This window comes from Pectobacterium versatile (genome assembly GCF_020166435.1).
GTDB lineage: Bacteria > Pseudomonadota > Gammaproteobacteria > Enterobacterales > Enterobacteriaceae > Pectobacterium > Pectobacterium versatile.
In genome coordinates this window covers 23,794-45,431 of sequence record NZ_JAINZP010000023.1, presented here as the reverse complement: position 1 = coordinate 45,431, position 21,638 = coordinate 23,794, and the positions used below count along the sequence as shown (strand labels likewise).

The 21,638-nt window shown below is 55.4% G+C and carries 28 protein-coding genes; 3 read left to right on the top strand and 25 right to left on the bottom strand.

Annotated features, from left to right (window positions below; genetic code table 11):
- Positions 1 to 88: 88 nt before the first annotated feature.
- The 8 genes from K7X24_RS18800 to K7X24_RS18765 form a co-directional block, all read right to left on the bottom strand.
- Positions 89 to 307 (bottom strand): DNA-binding transcriptional regulator, encoded by a 219-nt coding sequence (locus tag K7X24_RS18800; protein WP_010308353.1) that lies wholly within the window; start codon positions 305 to 307, stop codon positions 89 to 91.
- Positions 308 to 389: 82 nt separating this feature from the next.
- Positions 390 to 1,553 carry a phage late control D family protein gene (locus tag K7X24_RS18795; RefSeq protein WP_224557237.1) on the bottom strand — a complete coding sequence of 388 codons (1,164 nt, stop codon included), beginning with the start codon at positions 1,551 to 1,553 and terminating at the stop codon, positions 390 to 392.
- Entirely contained in the window at positions 1,550 to 2,035 is a 486-nt protein-coding gene (locus K7X24_RS18790) for a phage tail protein (RefSeq protein ID WP_224557218.1), read from the bottom strand. The genes K7X24_RS18795 and K7X24_RS18790 overlap by 4 nt, the downstream gene beginning before the upstream one ends.
- A 4-nt stretch (positions 2,036 to 2,039) precedes the next feature.
- The gene (locus K7X24_RS18785; protein WP_224557215.1) at positions 2,040 to 4,784 is read right to left on the bottom strand and encodes a phage tail tape measure protein; all 2,745 of its coding nucleotides are present in this window, start codon (positions 4,782 to 4,784) and stop codon (positions 2,040 to 2,042) included.
- Positions 4,777 to 4,899: a GpE family phage tail protein gene (locus tag K7X24_RS18780; RefSeq protein ID WP_010310409.1), complete on the bottom strand. Its 123-nt coding sequence runs from the start codon at positions 4,897 to 4,899 to the stop codon at positions 4,777 to 4,779. Before K7X24_RS18780 ends, K7X24_RS18785 begins: the two co-directional genes overlap by 8 nt.
- Before the next feature lie 14 nt (positions 4,900 to 4,913).
- Complete coding sequence (locus K7X24_RS18775) at positions 4,914 to 5,210, bottom strand: phage tail assembly protein (protein WP_224557185.1); 297 nt, start codon at positions 5,208 to 5,210, stop codon at positions 4,914 to 4,916.
- 67 nt (positions 5,211 to 5,277) lie between these two features.
- Complete coding sequence (locus K7X24_RS18770) at positions 5,278 to 5,799, bottom strand: phage major tail tube protein (RefSeq protein WP_174865269.1); 522 nt, start codon at positions 5,797 to 5,799, stop codon at positions 5,278 to 5,280.
- 12 nt (positions 5,800 to 5,811) lie between these two features.
- On the bottom strand, positions 5,812 to 6,981 hold the full coding sequence (locus K7X24_RS18765) for a phage tail sheath protein (RefSeq protein WP_224557183.1): 1,170 nt from the start codon (positions 6,979 to 6,981) through the stop codon (positions 5,812 to 5,814).
- Between the two features lie 400 nt (positions 6,982 to 7,381).
- On the opposite strand from K7X24_RS18765, the gene K7X24_RS18760 reads away from it, so the two are divergent.
- Positions 7,382 to 8,428, top strand: a complete 1,047-nt coding sequence (locus K7X24_RS18760) for an acyltransferase family protein (RefSeq protein WP_224557180.1) — start codon at positions 7,382 to 7,384, stop codon at positions 8,426 to 8,428.
- Positions 8,429 to 8,471: 43 nt separating this feature from the next.
- Here K7X24_RS18760 and K7X24_RS18755 read toward each other — a convergent pair whose 3' ends face one another.
- From K7X24_RS18755 to K7X24_RS18675, 17 genes are all read right to left on the bottom strand, one after another.
- The gene (locus K7X24_RS18755) at positions 8,472 to 8,621 is read right to left on the bottom strand and encodes a hypothetical protein (RefSeq protein ID WP_224557177.1); all 150 of its coding nucleotides are present in this window, start codon (positions 8,619 to 8,621) and stop codon (positions 8,472 to 8,474) included.
- Positions 8,622 to 8,632: 11 nt separating this feature from the next.
- Positions 8,633 to 10,573, bottom strand: coding sequence for a phage tail protein (locus K7X24_RS18750; protein ID WP_224557174.1), 1,941 nt, complete (start codon positions 10,571 to 10,573; stop codon positions 8,633 to 8,635).
- Positions 10,570 to 11,181 (bottom strand): phage tail protein I, encoded by a 612-nt coding sequence (locus K7X24_RS18745; protein ID WP_224557171.1) that lies wholly within the window; start codon positions 11,179 to 11,181, stop codon positions 10,570 to 10,572. Before K7X24_RS18745 ends, K7X24_RS18750 begins: the two co-directional genes overlap by 4 nt.
- Positions 11,174 to 12,082 carry a baseplate assembly protein gene (locus K7X24_RS18740; RefSeq protein ID WP_224557169.1) on the bottom strand — a complete coding sequence of 303 codons (909 nt, stop codon included), beginning with the start codon at positions 12,080 to 12,082 and terminating at the stop codon, positions 11,174 to 11,176. The genes K7X24_RS18745 and K7X24_RS18740 overlap by 8 nt, the downstream gene beginning before the upstream one ends.
- 4 nt (positions 12,083 to 12,086) lie before the next feature.
- Positions 12,087 to 12,431, bottom strand: a complete 345-nt coding sequence (locus tag K7X24_RS18735; protein ID WP_224557167.1) for a GPW/gp25 family protein — start codon at positions 12,429 to 12,431, stop codon at positions 12,087 to 12,089.
- Complete coding sequence (locus K7X24_RS18730) at positions 12,428 to 13,069, bottom strand: phage baseplate assembly protein V (RefSeq protein ID WP_224557163.1); 642 nt, start codon at positions 13,067 to 13,069, stop codon at positions 12,428 to 12,430. Before K7X24_RS18730 ends, K7X24_RS18735 begins: the two co-directional genes overlap by 4 nt.
- A 54-nt stretch (positions 13,070 to 13,123) precedes the next feature.
- Positions 13,124 to 13,579, bottom strand: coding sequence for a phage virion morphogenesis protein (locus K7X24_RS18725; RefSeq protein ID WP_224557160.1), 456 nt, complete (start codon positions 13,577 to 13,579; stop codon positions 13,124 to 13,126).
- The gene (locus K7X24_RS18720; protein WP_224557142.1) at positions 13,572 to 14,027 is read right to left on the bottom strand and encodes a phage tail protein; all 456 of its coding nucleotides are present in this window, start codon (positions 14,025 to 14,027) and stop codon (positions 13,572 to 13,574) included. Before K7X24_RS18720 ends, K7X24_RS18725 begins: the two co-directional genes overlap by 8 nt.
- Positions 13,990 to 14,232: an Rz1-like lysis system protein LysC gene (gene lysC, locus K7X24_RS18715; RefSeq protein ID WP_224557139.1), complete on the bottom strand. Its 243-nt coding sequence runs from the start codon at positions 14,230 to 14,232 to the stop codon at positions 13,990 to 13,992. The genes K7X24_RS18720 and lysC overlap by 38 nt, the downstream gene beginning before the upstream one ends.
- Positions 14,117 to 14,560, bottom strand: a complete 444-nt coding sequence (lysB, locus tag K7X24_RS18710; protein WP_224557121.1) for an Rz-like lysis system protein LysB — start codon at positions 14,558 to 14,560, stop codon at positions 14,117 to 14,119. The genes lysC and lysB overlap by 116 nt, the downstream gene beginning before the upstream one ends.
- On the bottom strand, positions 14,557 to 15,066 hold the full coding sequence (locus tag K7X24_RS18705) for a lysozyme (protein WP_224557086.1): 510 nt from the start codon (positions 15,064 to 15,066) through the stop codon (positions 14,557 to 14,559). The genes lysB and K7X24_RS18705 overlap by 4 nt, the downstream gene beginning before the upstream one ends.
- On the bottom strand, positions 15,050 to 15,268 hold the full coding sequence (locus tag K7X24_RS18700; protein ID WP_103184669.1) for an HP1 family phage holin: 219 nt from the start codon (positions 15,266 to 15,268) through the stop codon (positions 15,050 to 15,052). Before K7X24_RS18700 ends, K7X24_RS18705 begins: the two co-directional genes overlap by 17 nt.
- Positions 15,259 to 15,462 (bottom strand): tail protein X, encoded by a 204-nt coding sequence (locus K7X24_RS18695; protein ID WP_005967821.1) that lies wholly within the window; start codon positions 15,460 to 15,462, stop codon positions 15,259 to 15,261. Before K7X24_RS18695 ends, K7X24_RS18700 begins: the two co-directional genes overlap by 10 nt.
- Positions 15,462 to 15,965, bottom strand: a complete 504-nt coding sequence (locus tag K7X24_RS18690; RefSeq protein WP_224557083.1) for a head completion/stabilization protein — start codon at positions 15,963 to 15,965, stop codon at positions 15,462 to 15,464. The genes K7X24_RS18695 and K7X24_RS18690 overlap by 1 nt, the downstream gene beginning before the upstream one ends.
- A gap of 91 nt (positions 15,966 to 16,056) precedes the next feature.
- Entirely contained in the window at positions 16,057 to 16,716 is a 660-nt protein-coding gene (locus K7X24_RS18685) for a terminase endonuclease subunit (protein ID WP_224557080.1), read from the bottom strand.
- A gap of 3 nt (positions 16,717 to 16,719) precedes the next feature.
- The gene (locus tag K7X24_RS18680) at positions 16,720 to 17,811 is read right to left on the bottom strand and encodes a phage major capsid protein, P2 family (protein WP_224557077.1); all 1,092 of its coding nucleotides are present in this window, start codon (positions 17,809 to 17,811) and stop codon (positions 16,720 to 16,722) included.
- Between the two features lie 49 nt (positions 17,812 to 17,860).
- The gene (locus K7X24_RS18675) at positions 17,861 to 18,715 is read right to left on the bottom strand and encodes a GPO family capsid scaffolding protein (RefSeq protein WP_224557345.1); all 855 of its coding nucleotides are present in this window, start codon (positions 18,713 to 18,715) and stop codon (positions 17,861 to 17,863) included.
- A gap of 139 nt (positions 18,716 to 18,854) precedes the next feature.
- Here K7X24_RS18675 and K7X24_RS18670 point away from each other — a divergent pair, with 139 nt between their 5' ends.
- Both K7X24_RS18670 and K7X24_RS18665 read left to right on the top strand, forming a co-directional pair.
- The gene (locus K7X24_RS18670) at positions 18,855 to 20,624 is read left to right on the top strand and encodes a terminase ATPase subunit family protein (RefSeq protein ID WP_224557055.1); all 1,770 of its coding nucleotides are present in this window, start codon (positions 18,855 to 18,857) and stop codon (positions 20,622 to 20,624) included.
- Complete coding sequence (locus K7X24_RS18665; protein WP_224557052.1) at positions 20,621 to 21,634, top strand: phage portal protein; 1,014 nt, start codon at positions 20,621 to 20,623, stop codon at positions 21,632 to 21,634. Before K7X24_RS18670 ends, K7X24_RS18665 begins: the two co-directional genes overlap by 4 nt.
- Positions 21,635 to 21,638 lie beyond the last annotated feature (4 nt).

Here is a 21,638-nt window from a genome sequence, read left to right as displayed (position 1 = left end):
TTATGTCCACGGAAAAATAAAATTCAGGTGTCATTGTTATCTAATGGACGTAAAAAAACCCGCTTTCGCGGGCTTCGTGGTTGGCTCATCAAACCCAAAGCGACCCTTGATTTGACCGATCAGGATGTGGCGGTACGGGTTTAACATCGCCCGGTGTCATAATAATATCCGCTATAGTTTCCATTGATTTGAATGTACAACCACAGTTGATATTCTGGCACTGGTGATAACGTTCTTTTGTTTTATTTGTAATGTAGCGACTGGATCTCGCGTGCGCTGCATTTTGGCAGAGCGGACAATGCATCATAGAAATCACCTGTCTTGTCTAATAATGTTCGCATTATAGACAAAAACATGAAACTTAAAAATTTAAACTTAATGTTATTTTTTTAAGATTTCTCGTCACTATCATAATCAATATCAGACAGCAGCACCTCTAATTCCAGCGCAGTAACATACCCTGAATTACTCAAACTGTGCGTCACTTTTGAGATTGTCCATTCCTGTTCGTCGATCACCTGCTTAAAGCCGCTCACCTGAACAGGGGTTTCCGGGAACAGGTCAGCGCGCCCCATTGCCAGCGTAATAGAAAACTCCGCGACACCCCGTTGCAGTTTGTCCCACTTTGCCTGTGCGGCACGCATGGCTTGTGCTTTGGTCGCAAATACCGTGGTCAGTGCCAGCACATTTTCATCGGTGCCGACCAGATAATCACCCTCGCGGGCTTCCGGCTCCTTCTTTGTCTTTTTCGCTTTAGGGTGTGGCGTCTGGGGTTGTGGCCCTTGATGCAATAGCACTTTTTTCTGACGTTTTACCTTTACCGTTTTCGGCTTTTCAGGCTGCGGCTCTTTGGTATGCAGCCAGCTTGCCGTGACGCCTGTGTACGCGCCCCGGTCAGCCAGGCTAAAACTGTGCTGATCGCCGTCGCTGCGCTCAATTATCTGCTGCGGGATAGGTTTGCCGCTGGCCGTCTTCCCCGTTCCGGGACGGATAAACAGCAAACCCCCAGCCTTGATCGCCACTATTGCCCCGTTGCGATCAGCCAGCCGGGTAATAAATACCGCGTCGGTTTCCTGCGTCTGGTCGATGTGCGGAATTTTTATCCCCGCGAATCCGTCGGCCAGCATCGGAGCAAGGTTGTTACGCTTCGCCACCTGTTCAACAATCGCCCCCAGCGTCGTATCGTGATACGACTGCTCACGCCGGGCGTTCAGCGACCCGCGAAAATCGGCACTCCGCGCCCGGATGGTGAGCGTATCCGGCGTGCCACGGTGTTCTATTTCATCCACCGTAAAATCGCCTTTGCCGATCAGCGCGTCTCCTTCCCAGCCCAAAAACACCGACAGCACCGCGCCCCGGCGGGGTAACTGCAACAGCCCGTCGCTGTCGTCCAGCTCGATGTCGAGCTGATCGGCTTCAAATCCCCGGTTATCGGTCAGGCTCAGTGACAACAGGCGCGGACTGATAACGGTCGTGATGTCCTGCTCATTGAGTCGCAGCAGGTACGCGGGAGCGATTTTACTGCCAGCGCGAACATTCAGCGGGTTAATCATGCGAATAATCCTCCGATGGCAGATTGCGCCCGGTTAGCCATTTCCCCGGCGTTGCCGATCAAGCCCTCCGCCTGCTGGCGTAAATCGCCCAGCATGGCAGACAGCGACGAGTCCACACGGGTCAGCGTGATGGTAAACTCAATCCGCCGGGAACGGCCATCAGGGAAAAAATCGGTTTTTTTCTGGCTGATACTGTTCACCACAAATACGCCGTAAATGGTGCCGCTGCCCTCAATCAGCGGCCATGCACGCCCCTGATCGGCCATCGTCTCCAGCATCAGCAACGACAGTGTGCCGCCTGTGATTTCCGGCAACAGTTCGCCTGACAGCGTGATTTTCTCGTCTTCAACGCCTAAGAACTGCAACGCCGGACGCTGACCGACGCGGCTGTTTGACGGCCAGCGGTAGTCAACGTTGCGCTGCATATTTTGATACGGCAATGTCTGGAGCTGGAAAACAAACAGCCCTAACGTGAGCATCATCGGATTAACCCCCCTGATAACTGTACTGACTGAAGGCACGTGACCGCGCCGCCCGTTCCCGCTGTTCAAGCTGGCGCGTGACTTCCTGCGCGATGTCCTGCGCACTTTGGCCGGGCTGGGCAACAATGCTAATTGGCGCGTGAATGCTGACCGGGGACGATGCCGCGCTGGCCTGAACCGTTGGCGCTATCGGGCGATAGGCTGACATGTTCATGGCTGCGGACGCCATCGCCGCCGTTTTTTTACGGCTGGTGACATTGGCCGGACCCTCAACGATTTCCGGCCCATGTTCACCGACGACGGCAAACTCTCCCAGCGGGACGCGTCCGCCGTTGTCGCGGTCGCCGCTGTATCGGGCAGCAATTGACGTTGCGTCGACTCCCTGCGGTGTCGGGGCGCGGCTCACGCCGACCTTGAGTGCGGCGGCTTCTTCCGGCGGCAGGATACTGTCAGCGGTTGGCAGCTTCTTCGATTTCTCGTCAACCAGCCCCAGCTTTTCCAGCAGCCACGACACGCCTTTTTTCAGCGACTCTAGCGGGTGCATGATGATGTTCAGCCCGTTAGCCAGCGCCTCACCGAACCGTTTCCCCATGCTGGCCGCACCGTCCAGCTCGGCGGCAGTCGATTTGACGGGCGTCAGCAGATCGCCGAACCAGCCAAACAGCGCCCTGATTTTGTCGCCTATCCACGTAAATACAGGTTGAAGCGGCGCGAACGCGGCGATAATGGGCGCACTGGCTGCAACGAATCCCTCGACCACACCACCGATGAATGCCTTGATAGGCTCCCAGTATTTCCAGATAAGTAGCGCACCGCCGACAATCGCCGCGACAACCAGCCCGACAGGCGACAGCAGCACGCCTAACGCACTGCCAATAAACATAATCCCGGTACGCAGCAGCGCCAGCGGTGAGGTAAACAACCACATCAGCACCCGGCCAAAACCCGACATCGCGCCCCGGACAACGGCCAGAGGGTTAGTGAGCGCCCCGAATCCGACGCCCAAAAATCCCGCACCCGCGATCAATGCATTAATCCCGGCCATGACAGGCCAGATGACCAGCCCGATCCCACCGACGACCGCTATCAACGCCGCTGCTGCCCCGGCCACCATGACAATCTGGCGCGCCAGTTCTGGGTTTGCTGTCACCCACTCATTGACCCGGTTCAGCCATGCCGTGGCGGCTTGCGTCAGTTTTCGCAGTATGCCGTCGTCGTCATTGAACAATTTAAATCGCAGGCCAGCCATCGCCCCTTGCAGCTTGCTGATATCCCCTTGCAGATTATCGCGCAGGGTATCCCCCATCCGGTCAGCCGCCCCGGACACGTCGCCCAGCTTGTTTTCGGTTCCGGCCAGCGCGGACAGAAATTTCGGTATCTGGTCAATCGACAGGTCTTCAATCGGCGTACCAAACAAGGCAATGGCAGCATTTGCCCGCTCAGCCGGGTCTTTAATTTTCAGCAACCCGTTGGCGGTTTTCTGCATTGCCGCCCGCGCCTTATCGCCCCCACTGGCGATGGCGTTAGACATTTTGGCCGCATTGAGTCCGATGGCGTCATAGGCTTCAATGCTGGCCTTTGACATGTCCGACCCGCGAATACTGAATTCCTTAATCGCGTCGCCTGTTTTGTCCAGCGCGAACTTGCCTTGCTGCGCCATATCGACCAGCAGCGTCATCGCCTCCGATCCGCTGAATCCCATGTTGCGGAAGTGGGTTGAATATTCATGCAGGATTTCCGGCAGTTCGCCGCGCATCTGCGCAGACACGCGCTGCATCCCGGAGACCATCAAATCAAACGCCTCGTCGCTGTTTTTCGCGAGGCCGTTTTTCATCATGATGGCGGCTATCTGGATACTCTCTGTCGCATCGCCGCCGAGCGTCGCCTGAATGTCCAGTGCTTTACGCGATATCCGCGCCAGCTCGGTTTCCCCTACGTTTCCCATCGCCCCCAGCGTGCTGCGCACGGCGGCCACCGCGTCGGCTATCTGGTTGAGGTCACCACTGACCCCAGAGGCGTTAATCTCTTTGATAACGCGGGTGTACTGTTCGCCGTCGGCCGCATTTCCGCCCGTCTGCGCCGCAATGCGCGCCCCGTGTCCGTCGGCCTGAACCGAGGGGGCAATTAGCCGACTGCCTGCATACAGTGCCGCTGACCCGCCCGCAAAGGCTGCCGCGCTGGTATTGCGTACGGCGGCGGTAATTTCTTTGCCTTTCTCGTAGCGCTTTTTGACCGCGTTCAGTTTTTCCTGTTGCTGACTCACGCGTGCCAGCGCTGCCCGTTGTCGGTTCAGGGTGTCGGTAGCGGCAGCAATATTCGTTCTGAGTTGTCGCTCTGCACTTGCCAGATTGCGTGTATCGATGCCCGCCGCCCGCAATGCGCCGCGCTGGTTCTGAACAGACTGTCGCAGGCGGTTTTGTTGCGCCTGTAACTCCGTGGCTTTTTTGCGCGCCTCTTCCAGCGCCTTAGTCTGGGCGCGGGTTGGGTTGGCGGTGTTTCGGAACGCAACCGCCAACGCGGCGGCGTCAGCTTTTGCCTTTTCCAGCGCCCGTCCCGTATTTGCCAGTTCTGTGCTGGTTCGCCGGAACCCCTCAACGCGACCGGCCTGTGCGTTCAGGCTGCGCAACTGGTCTTGCGACCCCTGAATTTCACCCGACAGTGTGCGCGCCGCATCCTGCACCGCCCGAAAGGGGCGGGTTGCCTGATCAACGGCGCGCAACAATACACTGAGTTGTAGACTGTTACTCATTGTTATGGTGTCCGCTGCGTTTCAGCGCTTTGTCGCGCCACAAAATCAACTCGGTGAGGGTCATCGGGTACAGCTCGGATGGCGGCCAGTGAAAAATCACTGCGATATCCGCCATCAGCTCATCAACACTCAGGCTTCGGGGTAGTCCGCCTGTTGCGATTTCGGCGTCAAAAAACCGATCACCTTGCCTGCGATGGTAATCATATCCGGCAATTCCATACGGGCGATTTCGGTTTCGGTCAGTGCTGGCAGCGTCATGCGTGGCAGCACTTTAATCATCGCGTCTACGTCCGACCCGGCCAGCGCCGCCAGGCTGACACCGCGCAGCGTTCCGGTGTTTGGCTTAATCAGGGTGATAGTGTCGATGACGGTTTCGCCGCGCTTGATAGGGGTTTCCAGTGTTACCACGTTGTCGTTTTTGTTCATGATGTTGCCTCTGTGTTCAGATAGAAAATAGAAAGAAGACGGCCAGCGCCGGGCTGGCCGGACAGGGTTATGCCAGACCAATAGCGCGGCGGTGTTGCTCCAGACGGTCAGCGCCGACTACACGTTCAATCATGTTGATGGTGTCAATCTCGATCATCTCCTCGCCGTCGATGGTCAGTTTGTAGTACGTGCACTGGGTCGAAACCTTGGTTTCTGTCGCCTCACCTTGTTTGCTCTCGCCGCCATCAATTTCTTTATGACGACCACGCATAACGACCTCAACTGCCGAAATTTCCCCAGTGTCATCACGCTGATATGACCCGGCAAATCGCAGCAGCACTTTATCGGCACCCGGCGCGGCGTACTGACTCCACAGCGTTTTGTCAGCAAAACCGCCGAGCGTCCATTCCATCGCCAGCGCATCATCATCCAGCCCAAAATCGACAGGGGCGGTGCCGTTCATGCCGCCGCCGCGATAGTTCTCCAGTTTGCGCGTGAGTTTTGGCAGCGTGACGGCGGTGGCGATCCCCATGTAGCTCATGCCGTCATTAAACAAATTCATAAATTTCAGGTGACGAGGCAGTGCCATAGCGTTAGCTCCTTAGCTGTTGACCGATGCAGCCAGATTCACCAGATATTTATCGGTGATGCGCTGGCGCAGGGTGAGATTTTCCAGAGGGGGAACGGGGGTATAGTCGTAATCGATATACAGCTTCCCCGCTTTCAGCGTTTCCTTATCGTTGGCGGTTTCGTCCAGCCAGCAATCGGCGTCAATGATGTAGCCGCCCGTTTTCAGCTCACGAAACTTGGCCTTGATACCTTCGATAATGTCTTTGATAAGCGTTGCGGTAACGGGCTTATCCACCGCCCACATGTGCGCTTCGGCCATCGTATCGGCCAGTACCTGTGCGGTGCGGGTGTAGTTCTCAAACAGGAACAGCGGATCGTCAGAACAGGTGCGGTTACCCCAGAAGCGGAAGCCGTCCTTACGAACCAGCGTGGTGACACCTGCTTCATTCAGTAAATCCGCGTCGGTGCCGGGTGCCTGCAAATCCCAATACACCGAGGCGCTGATACCCGTCACGCCGTTCACGCCGACGTTAGACAGGGTTTTATGCCAGCCTGTCTCTTGGTCGATTTTGGCACGCAGACCGAGGGCGCGGGCGGTGGCATACGCGGTGGCGCTGGCGTTGGCCGTGGTGTCCCACGCGATAAAATCCGGCCAGATCACCATCAGTTCACGCTGGCTGAAATTTTCCCGGTAATTAATGGCGTCCGACAGGGTTTTGCAGCCCCACGCGCTGACGTAACCAAAAGCACGCAGCGACTGACAAATGGACGCTAACGCCGTGGCAACGGGCAGCGAGTCCAGCCCCGGCGCACCGAGAATGCGCGGCTTCACGCCTGTTACCGACAGGGCATCTAACAGGGCTTTCATCCCGGTGTATTTGCCGTTTTCGTCGCTGCCGCCGATCACATTGCTGATGGTTTCGGCTTCATCTTTACCCTCGGCCACGCGCACCACAACGGTGACGGGTTTGGACTGGTCGGCGATGGCAGACAGGGCAGCGGCCAGCGTGCCTTTTTTCCCGGCCTTGCCGACGGCGGACAGCACGTTGGTAATCAGTACCGGGGTATTGAGGGGAAAGGTGGCCGCGTCGGCATCGGCGGCGGTACACACCATGCCGATAATCGCGGTGGAAACGGTGGAAATAACGCGCGTGCCGTCGTTAATCTCGACGACCTGCACGCCGTGGTGAAAATCACTCATACATTCAGGCTCCAGCTAATAGCACTATTGCTGCATTAGGAGAGGTTATTGTCCGGTGTGGTGCGAGCATGGGCGAGTCATGCGGGTACGGTGGGGGCTGGTACAACAAAGAGACGGAAAACAGGCACAAAAAAAGCCCACCGTCTCGCTAACGGTGGGCTTTGCTTTCCCTGATATGTCATTATTTTTAAAACCAACAACATAATGACATTTCGGGTGATTATTTTATAAACGTTTATACAGATCGATTAGGTGTTATTGATCGGCAGTAACGATCAATTTACGTTTGCGATTGACTGTAAATCGAGCATCTAACCTTGGTATCCTGATAAAAATCTAAAGAAATTAGAAATTCCCCCGATAACTGTGGGTCATTGGAAATCGCACAGGGATAAGAAGTATGGGGAGTTTCTCAAACCAAAATGGCTCAAGTAATAATCAATTACACGGATTGACCATTTTCAGATTTATCGCGGCCTTTTATGTTTTCGTTTTCCATTGTCAAATCAGATACCCTCTTGATGTACCCCATTTTATTACGAGAGTAATCAATAATGGTGCCGTTGGTATGTCATTTTTTTTCGTCTTGTCGGGTTTTGTTATGGTTTGGTCTGCCAGAAATGGCATCCGAAGTGATTATGTCAAGGCAAGAATATCAAGAATATATCCAGCATATATTTTCATGGGGATAATTTCACTTCCTTTTTTATTTGATGTTGAAAGTGGAAAATTAATACCATCTCTTGTGTTGTATTTTACAGGGATGCAATCTTGGATACCTGATTCTTTTTTTTCTTGGCACTTTGGAGGGTCTTGGTCGGTCTCCACAGAACTTTTTTTCTATATGGTATTTCCTCTAATACTTCCATTGGTTAACAAGAATCCTAAAGCATCTTTATTAATAGCATATATTGTAACTTCGCTAATTATTCCTTTTGTCATGGTTTTTGGTAACTCAGATAAGATGCCATACTTTTATATAAGCCCAATACATCGGCTTCCCGAGTTTGTCATTGGAATGGCTCTTGGTGCTATGTATATAAATGGTTTTCAATTAACATTGAAAAAGCACAAGTTATTGTTAGTCGGTTTTTCTTTATTGATTCTACTTTTTGTTTCGCCAGTAGGTAATTACGGATTCATGAAGAGAAATTTCGCCACCGTACTGGCAACCGCATCTTTGGTTTTTGTTTTTGCTTGCTCAAAGATTGAAATAAATTCACTTACACGCCCGTTTGTTTGGCTAGGTAAGATAAGTTACTCTTTTTATCTTATGCAAATACCAATAATACTGTTTTTTGTAAAATATCCGAGTGTTTTTTTTGGAATGGAAAACCACCAAGTTTGGATAGTTGTAGGTGTGTTCAACCTTATGATGGCGACAATCTCCTACTATCTCATTGAAGAGAAATTCATATCAAAAATAAAGAGAATGTCTTTTGCTTAAAATATGTGGTTGCATTTCGCTATGAGATGCAACCACTTTACATTTATGAACTTACCGTATGTGATACAACATCAGGTAAATATACGGTACGCTGATGAATATTTATCTCTTCATCTGTAGCGGGTCTGGCACCCTCCATTTCATTTCCAATATAGATCCATCCATCTTTGTGTTTCCAATATTGAATATCCATCTATTATACTCCTAATAAAAAATACGAAGAATACAACGCCAATTAGCCATATTCAGTTGCTGATTGCCTATCGTGCTGGTTTTAAATGACGCAGCTAGATAGTGCATGATGTTCAACTGCACAGTGCCTGCATTCAATGCTGGCAACAACGAATAGGGATGGGCGACACCTTGTTGCATGAAAAGTGTCATGGGATTAATCGCGAACTCACCGACGCGGTATTCGCCTTCTGCGACGACACATTTAATCAACACATCGCAACGACAGTGCAGAGGATTAATACCGACCAATCCGTGAGACACTACGATTGGCGTGCTGGTTGCAGGCGTGTACTCACCCGAAATCCATACTCGTGACCCATTTAGATCAATGTCCGATGTACCATCAAATGCTACGCCATTAATTTTTCTGGGGGTTGCCAATTTAGTCGCCGCCGCCGCAGTTCCATCCGCTGGCAACGCTGCATTCGCTTTTGTCTGCGCGTTAATTGCAATCGAGTGAGCCGTAAAAAGTTGCTGCGCTGTCGCAGCAATAGTTCTGCTATTAGTGTTAATTGACGAGCTCAACAACACCACACCCGCGACGTCATATGATGCCGCGGGAACGTTTTTAATCTGTGACCAGTCAGAATCAACGCTAATATCTGCCGAACCGTCAAATGCCACGCCGTTGATTTTGCGGGCTGTAGCCAGCTTAGTAGCCGCAGCCGCAGTGCCACCCGCAGTCAGCGCACCAACGTCACCAGCAGTGAGCACGATATCTGCCGACAGCGCTTTACCGTTGACAGTACGGCCAGACGGCACCCGGCCATTAGCGTTCGTGTTAGCATTGGTCGCTGCCGTAGCGGCATTATTCGCGGCGGTGGTTGCTGCCGCGACACGGGTGTCAGTTTCGGCTTTGGTGTATGCCCCCACATCCCCGGCACCCAGCGCGATATCCGCCGACAGCGCTTTGCCGTTAACGGTACGGCCAGACGGCACCCGGCCATTAGCGTTCGTGTTAGCATTGGTCGCTGCCGTAGCGGCATTATTCGCGGCGGTGGTTGCTGCCGCGACTCGGGTGTCAGTTTCTACTTTGGTGTATGCCCCCACATCCCCGGCACCCAGCGCGATATCTGCCGACAGCGCTTTACCGTTGACGGTACGCCCGGACGGCACGCGGCCATTAGCGTTCGTGTTGGCGTTAGCCGCTGCCGTAGCGGCCGTGTTCGCGGCAGCTACGGCGACAGAAACAGCCGTATCAGTTTCCAGCTTGGTGTATGCCCCCACATCCCCGGCACCCAGCGTAATGTCTGCTGTCAGCGCCTTACCGTTCACCCTGCGGCCAGACGGTACGCGCCCATTGGCGTTATCATTCGCTGCTTTCACCGCTTTAGGGGTTGCGGCCAGTACGTCACTGTCGCTGTTCGTCGCGCTGCTCAGTTGCACGAATCCTTTTGCCGTCAGTGTCCCGTCAGGGTGTTTGCGGCTCTTTTCATGCTCCGCCAGTGCATCATCCACATAACCCCGCGTTGCCAGCACGACAGCCGGATCAATTTTCAGCGTCACGGCGTCGGTACTGCTGACAATCAAAATCATGCGGACCGTCTGAATGCGGCCGCTTCCCTGCTGCAATAGCGGCTTGTAGGTTTCAGGGCAATTGGCGACAGCAATCAGATTGCCGTCGTCATCAAACAGGCCGACTTCCCGCACCCACCAACCTCCTTCATTTTCGGGAATGACCTGTTCGGCGATAATCTGGCTGGGGTTTTTCGGGTCGATGATCAGGTTGTTGAGTGCCGCCCGGCGCTTTTCGTTAATCAGTTTGGTTTGTGCCGGGTTTGGGGTTGGCAATACGCCGCCGCCGTCACCCACGGCCATCCGGGTGATGCTCAGACGACTACCCAGCGCGGTCGCGTTAGCCAGTTTGGCCGCGCCGATGTTAGTTAACAGGGCAAAATAGGTTGCACTCATGCGGTTACGCTCACGTTGTCGATTAAATGAAGTGCTGCCCCGGTCACATCCAGACCGGATACAGTAATGGTTTCAGGAAAATAGGGGTAAATGGTCAGGTCATCACCGCTGTATGTTGTAGCGGCAACATAGGCCGCACCCTGTGTGTCGAGGTTGATATTCAGCCCCAGCAGGTGACGTGACGCGGGTTTGGCGTCGGCAATCAGGCGTTCCAGCTCGTAAAAGGTTTCCTCTGTGATGCCGTTATCCTGCACGCCGATATCCAGTCGGAACGTGCCAGGCTCTCCGCCGTTCTGAAACCATTCACTGATACGGATCAGATAACCAAACGGCTCCACCACGCGACGCAACGCACCGATGGTGCCTTTGTGACGATGGATAAAGAACGCATCGCGGATCACCTGCCGTTTCACGCTCTCCGGCCAGCGTTCATCCCAGCGGTCAACGGAAAACGCCCACGCTAGATACGGCAGCAGGTGTGCCGGGCAGGTGTCCGGGTTCCACAGCAGGCGCAGGGGAACGGGTACGCGGGTAATCTCGGCACAGGCAGTGGCGGCGGCGACTTCCAGCGCGGACGATCCGACAGGCAGCAGGCGGGTATCACTCATCGGCACCACCCACACCCAGTCGATAGCCGGAACAGTAGGACGCCTGCGCGGCGGTCAGCACGATATCAGCGGCGGGTGTCGTCAGCTCGACCCGTTGCACGCCCTCGACGTGCAGCGCAGCGTAAATCGCCGAGCGACGAATATCCCGCCCCAATCGGTGCTGCGCGCTGATATAGGTTTTCAGCTTCTGTTCAGCTGCGGCTCGCACTGGCTCCGCTTCGGGACTCCGATACAGGTACAGCGTGGCGGCAATCTCATACGGCACAATGGCGGCAGATTGTACCGTTACCCGATCAGCCACCGGGCGCACATCTTCGCCGTTCAGTGCAGCGGCAACAATAGCGACCAACTCTGGGCTTGCGCTGCCGTCGCCCTCGCGTGACAGCACTGACACGGTGACACTGGCCGGGCTGGGGCTGATAACCGACACATCCGCTACACGCCCGTCGGCGCTACGTCCGTGGTACTGGTAAGCCCCAACCGACCCGGCAACGCTCAGTCCTTCAAACGCCTGTTGAATGCGCAGGCGCAAATCGCTGTCGGATTCCATCAGGGCAGGCGTGGGCGGTAACGTTGAATCGTCAGCCGGGGTGATCACCAGACGGGACACGCTGAAATTGGCGCCGAGTTGGTCGAGGTCATTCCCCTGCGCAAAGGCCACCATCACGGCGCGTGCGGCTTCATTGACGCGCTGGCGCCATAGCAATTCCCGATAGGCGTTTTCCTGCAACAGCTTGACGAGTGGATCCGATTCCAGCGTCAGTGTGCGAGCGACGGCGGCGCGCTGGTCTTCCGGGTAGAGCGACAGCAGCACCGCCTTGCGCTCGGTGTAAATTGCCTCGTAGTCCAGTTCTTCCACCACGGCAGGCGCGGGAAGCTGGCTTAAATCAATCATCGCCATCGTGTCAACTCACAGGAACAGAAAGGGAAACGGCGTTGCTGTCAGCCAGCACGCCCGTGATATCAACGTACAACTGACCGTCGAATGCGCTGGTCAGGTTGATGGCCGTCAGCGTGATGCGTGGCTCCCAGCGCAGCAGCGCCATGTAACACGCGGCCATCACCTGCAATTTCACGGCGGGATTTTGCGGCTGGTCGATTAACGCCGACAGCAGCGACCCGTAATCACGTCGCATCACCCGCGACCCGACGGGCGTGATGAGAATGTCGCGCACGCTCTGGCGAATGTGTTCGATATCGCCGAGCGTCTGGCCGCTGTCACGGCTCATGCCGAGGTAGCGCGCTGTCATCGCGTCCCCTCCGTCCAGCCACCGCCGTTCTGTACGTTGCCGTGATTGTGTTCATCCACTTGCACGCCGTTTGAGGTAAACGCGCCGCCACTGTGCTGGATAGTGCCGCGCATTTCCCCGCCTTGTTTTACTTCCAGCGTTCCAGTAATCAGCTTGTTAGTGCAGACGACTTCCGGCGTGTCGAGTGTGATGCGGGTTGACGCTTTCACCGTGACCAGTGGCACGGTGGCGGTGAGGGATTCAGATGCGGTGACATCGGCGGTTTTAATCCCGCTGACGGTCAGCGCTCCGGTAGCGGGTTCGTACTCAATCACCGCACCATCGGGAAAGCTGACGTGATACGCATCGGCAGACGCCGACGGCGCGGGGTTGGCATCGGAATAGATGCCGGGCAGCACAAAGGCGGTGTCCAGTTCGCCGCCGATGGACAGGATCAACACCTGTTCACCGATGGACGGTGCCCACCAGTCGCGGGAACGTCCGGCACGGCGGGTTAACCAGTTCAACCAGCCTGTGGTCATTTCTCCGGTTTGCACCCGGCAAAGGGCGTCCGTGGTGTTGACGTGGGTCACGACGCCGACACGGATCAGATTGCGCAAGAGGCGCAGAATTTCGTTGATAGAGGATTGTGTATTCATGAGGAAAAGAATGCCGCCGGGGGAGAATGGCGGCAATGTGATGCGGTTCGCTGGTCAGTCAGACAACGACAAATGCTTAATTATCTCCTGTTCTACGATATTCATGTCGTGGTCACTAACTCCCAGCAGTGGCCGGGGGTCGTATGGCACTGCGCGGCTGGTACGACTGGGTCGATCTCGCAGGCCATAATGATGCACCTGCGCCATGCGCTGCACCCGACCAATAAACCCCACGCTGGCCGCGTCGGCGGTGCCTTTGGCCTTCATGTATTTAGCGGTGCGCAGCTTCTGGAACATCTCGCGTTTAACTCGCCCTGTTTTCCCGCTAATTGACTGCGTGCGGCGCGGGGCATAGGGCGTTCCGTCTGGTGATTGCTGTTTTTTGATGTGCTGCTGCTGACTACTGCGCAGCACTTTTGCAATTTTCCCGGCGAGTTGCCGACGACTCGCTGCCGACAGGCTGGCTAGCAACGCGGCCAGTTTGTCGTCAAACGGTTTCAGCTCATTCATGCCACTGACTCACTAACTCACCGCTGATGTACAACGACACCGGACGTTCTACGGGAACAGGTAACGGCGGCTCTGGTGCATGGGTCACGTGCAATGCCTTGTCTACCTCTTTGACGATCACCCGCTCAGTCAGTTTCAGGCTGATGCTGATATCACAGCTACCATCATTGTTAATGTCAGCAAGATAGGTAAACCCCTTAGGATCATTGGCGATATCGGGCTGATTTTCCCGTAGCCATGCCTGAATCGGCACCAGTAGCCAGTCGATATCGTCGGTAAAATCCGTGATGACCAGATTCAGCGTGTACTGGTTCTCAAACGACAGCGACGCGGCCAGCGTAGACACCACCGCGCCGCTGTCGATAAAGATGTGCAGCATGTCCGGGTTATTTTTCAGTACCGGCACCGCGTCACTTAAGGCGCTGCGCAGGCTGTTGGGTTTCAGCATGGTGTTGTTCCTGACAGTGTTTGATGGTTTCGACCTGTAGCGCACAGCTCACTAGTGCGCTTTCCAGTTGGCGGTTATCCGCGCTTACATCACCGTTGGTTTCCGGGCGGCTGCCCGGTATCGGGCAACTCGTTACTTTCGGACAGCCAACGTAAATAATCATTGGGGTTGTCAAAGGCGGGGCGGCGGTGCAGCCGCTTAACATCGTCAGGCAAATTAGCGCTGTACCAGCGGCGTAAATCGGCGTTTTCATTAAGCAACCTCGTTAGTGTACGTTCGCGCCCGGCGGCCAGTTGCCCGGCCTGTGACAGTTTGGTGCGGAGTTCCGCCTGTGCCTGTTCGTTGCGTATCGCGCTGGACTGCAATGTGTCGATCACCCCATCCCTGACCAGCAGTTCAAGCGACTGTTTGACCAGTCTTTCGCTCTGTTCGCTAATCAGTTTTTCCGCGTCAGACAGTTGCCGCTTAGTCACGAACAGCAGCACGATGAACAACGCGGCAACAACAAGGATTACGCGGGTAAACGTGCTCATGCTGCCCCCTTAAGGCAGACGGCACGTTCACGCTGGCGACGGATTTCAATACCGCGTGATGTCTGGCCGTTGACATACACCCAGCGCAGCAACTGGTCACAGGCGTTGCTCCACTGGCCTTTGTTGATGAAAAACGCCAGCGTAGAGCGGCAGGCCGCGCCAACGCCGACATTAAAGGCAAAGCTCACAATGGCGTCATAGACGGCCTGCGGCATATTAACGGCCATACAGCGTGCCAGCGCCTTTTCGACCCGTAGCACATCGGCAACCAGATTGACCGCCGCTTCACGCTCGGTGATGGTTTTCCCCGGCACCACGCCTGCGGTGTGTCCGATCCCGTTTGTCCACACGTTCGCGCTGCACTGATACGGGCTTAAGCGGCATCCCTCAAGGTCAGCAATCAACGCCAGTCCTTCCTGTGACGTTTTCAGCAATGAAAAATCCGGCACTAACGCGGCCAGCGCTAACACCGTGGCGATAACGCAGCGTTTAACGAGTGATTTCATTGATAACCTCGCGGGGATCGATAGTCTTCAATAGCTGGTAACTCTTGCGGCGGTAGTACCAGTTAACGCCGACAGTGAACACCACCCCCAGCGCCCCGAAATAGGCCGCGAAATCCTGCGGCGTCATCGCGCCAAAAAAGGCCAGCGCGACGCTTATCCAGTACGCGATAAACGACGTGATTCTTTCCATATTCAATCCCATAAACTCACCGTTTCTGCGACAGGGGCGGCAGCAATATCCGGCAGGGTGACGGCGGTGCCGTGGGGCAGAATCGCCCCGAATTCAGCCAGCCCCGGATTAGCGGCTAACACTGCCTCAACGGCACCCTGCGTGCGCCCGTAGTGGCGATAACACAGGGCGTCCAGCGTGTCGCCCTGCTGGGCGATAACGTTCATCAGATATGCCCGATGATGCAGCGGGGCTTGTCCTGCAACTGACTGATTGACCAGCGCGCATCGCGCCACAGTTCATCAATCGTGCCGTCGAGCGAGTCGGCTTTGCGGTCGCCTTTGGCGCTGGCGTCATAGCTCCGGTAGCGCTCGTACAGCGTCGCCGTGGTAATGGCACTGACCGCACGCAGGTAGTGATGTAGCTTTTCGCTCTGGCCGTCTATCTTCTCGGCGGGAACATCTGCCAGCGTGGTAAACCCTAACGGGATCTGCTCCCGGCGGAACTCGAACAGCTCAGCGTTAACCTCTGAAATTGCGGTTAATGCCGCATGGCGCAGGCGTTCCGGCGTAACGGTGTTCTCAAGACGCATCAGCGTGCGCAGCGTTCCCGGCTCCACGGCAGGCCAGAAAAAGGTATTTTCGATGACCGCATCCTGTTTTACAGGCACAGGGATAACCACCGCATCCGGGTGTGGCTCCGCTTTCGCGGGGAAAATCATTGTCGTCATGACAACCTCTGAATAGGTGGGCGGTGGACACAGGCACAGAAAACAGTGAACTGTTCCGGCCTGTGTGCCGCCCGGCGCGGGGCGCGTTGGGTTAACGGTTGGCCGCTGCTTTGCGCAGCGCGGTTTCCAGCCGCTCTATGTCTTTTTTCACACCGCTTCGGCTATCAAGCTGAAAGGCGCGTTTCAGGTGAAACAGGGCTTGCTCCGGCTTGCCGCTGCGCAATATCAGGCCGATGATTTTGTGCAGCTTGGCGCGCACCTGATCGGGCATGTCTTCCGCATCGGTCAGTGTCAGCGTGTCGATCAGCAGGTCAATGTTGACCGCTTGCCCGGCGGTATGCGCACGGGTCGCGGCGTCGGCGACTTCCTCGGCCAACAGGTACGGCGTCGGGCGGGTGTAGCCCTCCGGCATCACCAGCTTGTGCTGGAGCGCATATCGGGCAATCTCCAGCGCACCGGGGACATCTCCGGCGTCGAGCTTCCACACCATGACCGTCATCAATACCGCGTCCTGTGCGCCGCGACCGTTAGCGAGGACGCCCGCCACCCACGGTGCATACGTGGGCAACAACCCGCTTTTCATCTCGGCTTTACGCTCCATTGAGCGCACCTGTTTTAACGTGCGTTTGTCAGCCGCAAGCCGGAACAGCATTTGCTCGTATCCGGTGGCCTGTCGCAGCGGATCATCCTCCCGCTGCGACGCCTCAGCAGCCGACACCCGCATCATGTGACGCTGGGCGGGGCTTAACATGGCTTAGGCTCCCGCTTTGGCTTTCGCGTCTTTGGCTTTTTCCTCATCAGTGCGGAAATCACCCAACTCGATATTTTCAATCAAACAACCGCTGCCGTAATCTTCTACGACGTAATCCTGTTTAATGGATTCGTAATTTTCGATGCGGTCACGCTTGGCGTTCTCTTCGATGTGGCGGCGGTGGCTGTCGTCCATGTAGTAGATAGACAGGTTATCCAGACGAGTGATCAGCAGCGCATTAGCCGGGAAGTACGGCACACGCACCGCGGGCAGGTTGCCGATGCGCTTCTGGCTGATGATGACATCAGCGGCCAGCGTTTCGCTGTTGGGCTGCTGTTGGTTGACGATGGGAAAATATTTATCAGCCAGCAACTGACGGCCACAAATCACTACCAAGTCAGGGTCTTCCTGATGCCATTCGTCAATCATGCTGTTGGTCGCATCCATCACCAGCGCATCCAGAGTGACGTAAGCCGCTGCCTCACCCAGCCCGACGCGGATTTTTTCGAAAATCACAGTGCCGTCCTCTGCCGTTTCTTTATCCATCACGCGGCGGGGTGACTCGTTGCGGTATTTTTGCAGCCAGCCCACCGCCACATCCTGCAACAGCGGATTTTTAGCTCGGTCAGAGGTCGCCGCACGTTTCACGCCGTGCCATCCGGCCATGATGTAATCCAGCGACTGACGTTTGGCGATGGCGTTGCGTAAACGCAACTGGAAATCCTGAAAACGCGCCCACAGGTCAAGGGTGTTGTAACGGATATGAAAATCAAAATTCATCTGTTCGCACTTGTACTGCCGCGCTTCCAGATTCAGCAAATCGGCGGTTTCGCGCTCGTCGCCGTTTGACGTATCCGTTGTGCTGGCAACCGACCCGGATACGCCGAGGCCGATTTTTTCCCCGGTCAGCTCGGCAACGGGCACGATGTTGATACGGGTCAGGAAGTCGCTGGATTCCTGCACCACTTCCATCAGTGACTGCGTGACGGATGGCTCAACGCTGAATTTCTTGCTCAGCGTTTCCACCTCAACGCCGTTGATGCTGGCAAGCTGGGTCAGGTAGGCATTAAATTTAAAACGTGTTTCTTTACGCATTGTTTTTCCTGTTCTTTCTGAAAAAAGGTATTGAGGGGCAGCGCCCCGATTAGCAGTTGGTCAGCAATGAGGCTTCACCGTCGCCACCTGTCGCCGGGGGGCGTCGCTTCTGCGACAGGCTTTCGGTGCCGTCCAGCGTCGCTTTGAGGTCGGTTAACTGCTGCTCACTGGCGCTCAGTTTCTGCGTCAGCGTGGCAACGTCCTGCTGCTGGCGCTGCTCAAGCTGGGTAAAACGTTGCTCCACGCTGTCGGCGTTGGTCTGTACCTGTCCGGCGACCTCGGCCACGGCTTCATGCACGTCATTAAAGCGGGCGTCATCGCTCGACTGTTTGCGACCAAACAGCGCTTTCACGCGGGTTAACAGAGTCGGCTCCACGTCCGGTAGGTCTTCAAACTCCAGTGTCACTTCGGTAGCGACAGAAAATAGGTTTTCCGGGGAAGATTTACGGGTAGCAAGCGGGTTGTGTTTGGCTTTGGCGCTGAACTCCAACATTTCCGTGCCGAGGCTGGCCGGATCATCGGTGACCGCCAGGCCAACCAGATACGCTTTGCCTGTGTTGGCAAAATTGGGCTGGATTTCCATGGAGGTATAGACCTTTTGCGAGGCCTTATTCAGGGCGACCAGCTCGTCAGTCGGGGTGATTTTGGCAAACAGCGCCAGCTTGCCCTTTAGGGCTGAATCATCATCAATCGTCTCGGCTTTCAGCTCGACTACATCGCCATAACGGCGAAACGGGCTGTCAGGTAACAAGCCTTTCAGGTGCTCAAGGTTGATGCGGCAACCATAGACGCGCGGATCGAACGTCTCCGCCATGTCTTGAATATCGTTCGCGTCAATCACGCGACCGTCGCAGGTGTCACCCTCGACACCAACGCGGAACCACTTAGAAACTTTCTTTGCCATTTTCTCATCCGTTGTTTGCGGGAAGTCGGGGCGAGTATCCGGCGTGACACTTTGCCGCGCCATCAATCACGGTTCGCTAACCGCTGGCACAACAGGCACTTAAGGCGGGGAAGGTCGGCGCTGACGTAGCCTTGCCGTCATGAATACAGCCATCGATACCACAATCATCAGCGACCCACGACGACAGGCGGCCTTGCTCTATTGGCAGGGTTTTTCGGTGCGTCAGATTGGGGAAATGCTGAACCAGAAAACGCCGACCGTTCAGAGCTGGAAGCAGCGCGACGGCTGGGACGCTATCGCCCCGGTATCGCGTGTGGAAGCTAGCCTTGAGGCACGGCTGATCCAGCTCATCATGAAGACGAAAAAGGAGGGGCATGACTACAAAGAGATTGACCTGTTAGGCCGTCAGATTGAGCGGCTGGCGCGGGTGAACCGCTACAGCCAGACGGGCAACGAGGCCGATCTCAATCCCAACGTGCGCAACCGCAACAAGGGTGAACGCAAGGCACCGGAAAAGAACGCGTTCAGCGATGCGGCTATCGAGAAGCTGAACGACATTTTCCTGAGTGAGATTTTCGAATACCAGCGCGGCTGGCATCAGGCCGGGCTACAGCACCGTATCCGCAATATCCTGAAATCGCGCCAGATTGGGGCAACGTTCTATTTTGCGCGGGAGGCGCTGATTGATGCGCTGACCACCGGGCGTAATCAGATTTTCCTGTCAGCAAGTAAGGCACAGGCGCACGTCTTTAAAAACTACATCATTGATTTTGCCCGGCTGGTTGATGTTGACCTGAAAGGCGATCCGATGGTGCTGCCCAACGGGGCGCGCCTGTTCTTCCTCGGCACCAACATCCGCACCGCGCAGAGCTACACCGGAAATCTGTATCTGGATGAATATTTCTGGATACCCAAGTTTCAGGAACTGCGCAAAGTCGCCAGCGGCATGTCGTTGCACAAAAAGTGGCGCTCCACGTATTTCTCCACGCCGTCAAGTCTGGCGCACAGTGCTTATCCGTTCTGGTCGGGCGAGCTGTTCAACAAGGGACGCAGCAACAAGGCCGATCACCTCCATCTGGATTTAAGCCATGCCAACCTTTCCGGCGGCGTGCTGTGCGGTGATGGGCAGTGGCGACAGATTGTGACGGTAGAAGATGCGCTAGCCGGGGGCTGCAACCTGTTCGACCTTGACCAACTCACGCTGGAATACAGCCCGGCAGAGTATCAAAACCTGCTGATGTGCGAGTTTGTTGATGATAAGGCGTCGGTGTTCCCGTTTGAGGAATTACAGCGCTGCATGGTCGATGCGCTGGAAGAGTGGGAGGACTTTAACCCCTACGCGCTGCGCCCGTTTGCCTATAAACCTGTCTGGATTGGTTACGACCCGTCGCACACAGGTGACAGCGCAGGCTGTGTGGTGCTGGCACCGCCGCAGGCACCGGGCGGTAAGTTCCGTATTCTGGAGCGCTTCCAGTGGAAGGGGATGGATTTTGCCGCACAGGCTGACGCTATCAAGTTGCTGACGGAAAAATACATCGTCGAATACATCGGCATTGATGCAACCGGCATCGGTCAGGGCGTGTACCAACTGGTACGCGGTTTCTTCCCCGCAGCGCGTGAAATCAAATACTCCCCCGAAATCAAAACCGCGATGGTGCTGAAAGCAAAAGACACGATCACTAGCGGGCGGCTGGAGTACGACACCAGCCACACCGACATCACTCAATCGTTTATGGCCATACGCAAAACCATGACGGCCAGCGGGAACCGTACCACCTATGAAGCCAGCCGCAGCGAGGAAATCAGCCACGCTGATGTGGCATGGGCAACCATGCACGCGCTGTTAAATGAACCCCTGATCGCGATTAACGGTCATGTCCCGATCAGCATTTTGGATTTTAACGAATGAAAAAGCGTAAATATCGCCAGCCAACATCAGCACCCGTCAGCCAGGCACAGCCAATGGAGGCGTTTACTTTTGGTGAGCCGTCCGCCGTTCTGGATCGCCGCGACATTTTGGACTATGCCGAGTGTATCCATAACGGCAAGTGGATTGAGCCGCCGATCAGCTTTAGCGGTCTGGCTAAAAGCCTGCGCGCTGCCGTTCATCACAGCTCACCGATTTACGTGAAACGTAACATTCTGGTAAGCACGTTTATTCCTCACCCGCTACTAAGTCAGCAGGACTTTAGCCGCTTCGTGCTCGACTATCTGGTGTTTGGGAATGCGTTTCTGGAAAAGCGCCTGAATCGGGTAGGGGGCTTATTACGGCTTGAGTCTAGTCCGGCCAAATATACCCGGCGCGGCGTAGAGGAGGATGTTTACTGGTTCGTGCAGTCATTCAAAGAGCCGCACCGCTTTGAGCCGGGTAGCGTGTTCCATCTGCTGGAGCCGGATATCAATCAGGAAATGTACGGCCTGCCGGAATATATCAGCTCGTTGAACTCGGCGTGGCTGAATGAGTCGGCGACGCTGTTCCGGCGTAAGTATTACCAGAACGGCGCACACGCGGGTTACATCATGTATGTGACCGACGCAGCACAAAGCGGCACCGACGTAGACAAACTACGCGCCGCGATGAGTAATACAAAGGGGCTGGGGAATTTTAAGAACCTGTTTTTCTACGCGCCCAACGGTAAGCCGGACGGCATCAAGATTGTGCCGCTCAGCGAGGTAGCGACCAAAGACGACTTCTTTAACATCAAAAATGCCAGCCGTGACGACCTGCTCAGTGCCCATCGCGTACCGCCGCAGATGATGGGGATTATCCCGAATAATACGGGCGGGTTTGGGGATGTGGAAAAGGCGAGTCAGGTGTTTGTCAGGAACGAGCTGACGCCACTACAGGAACGAATGAAGGAAATTAATGATTGGTTAAATGACGATATCATTAAATTTAAAGTGTATGCTTTAAAATGACATG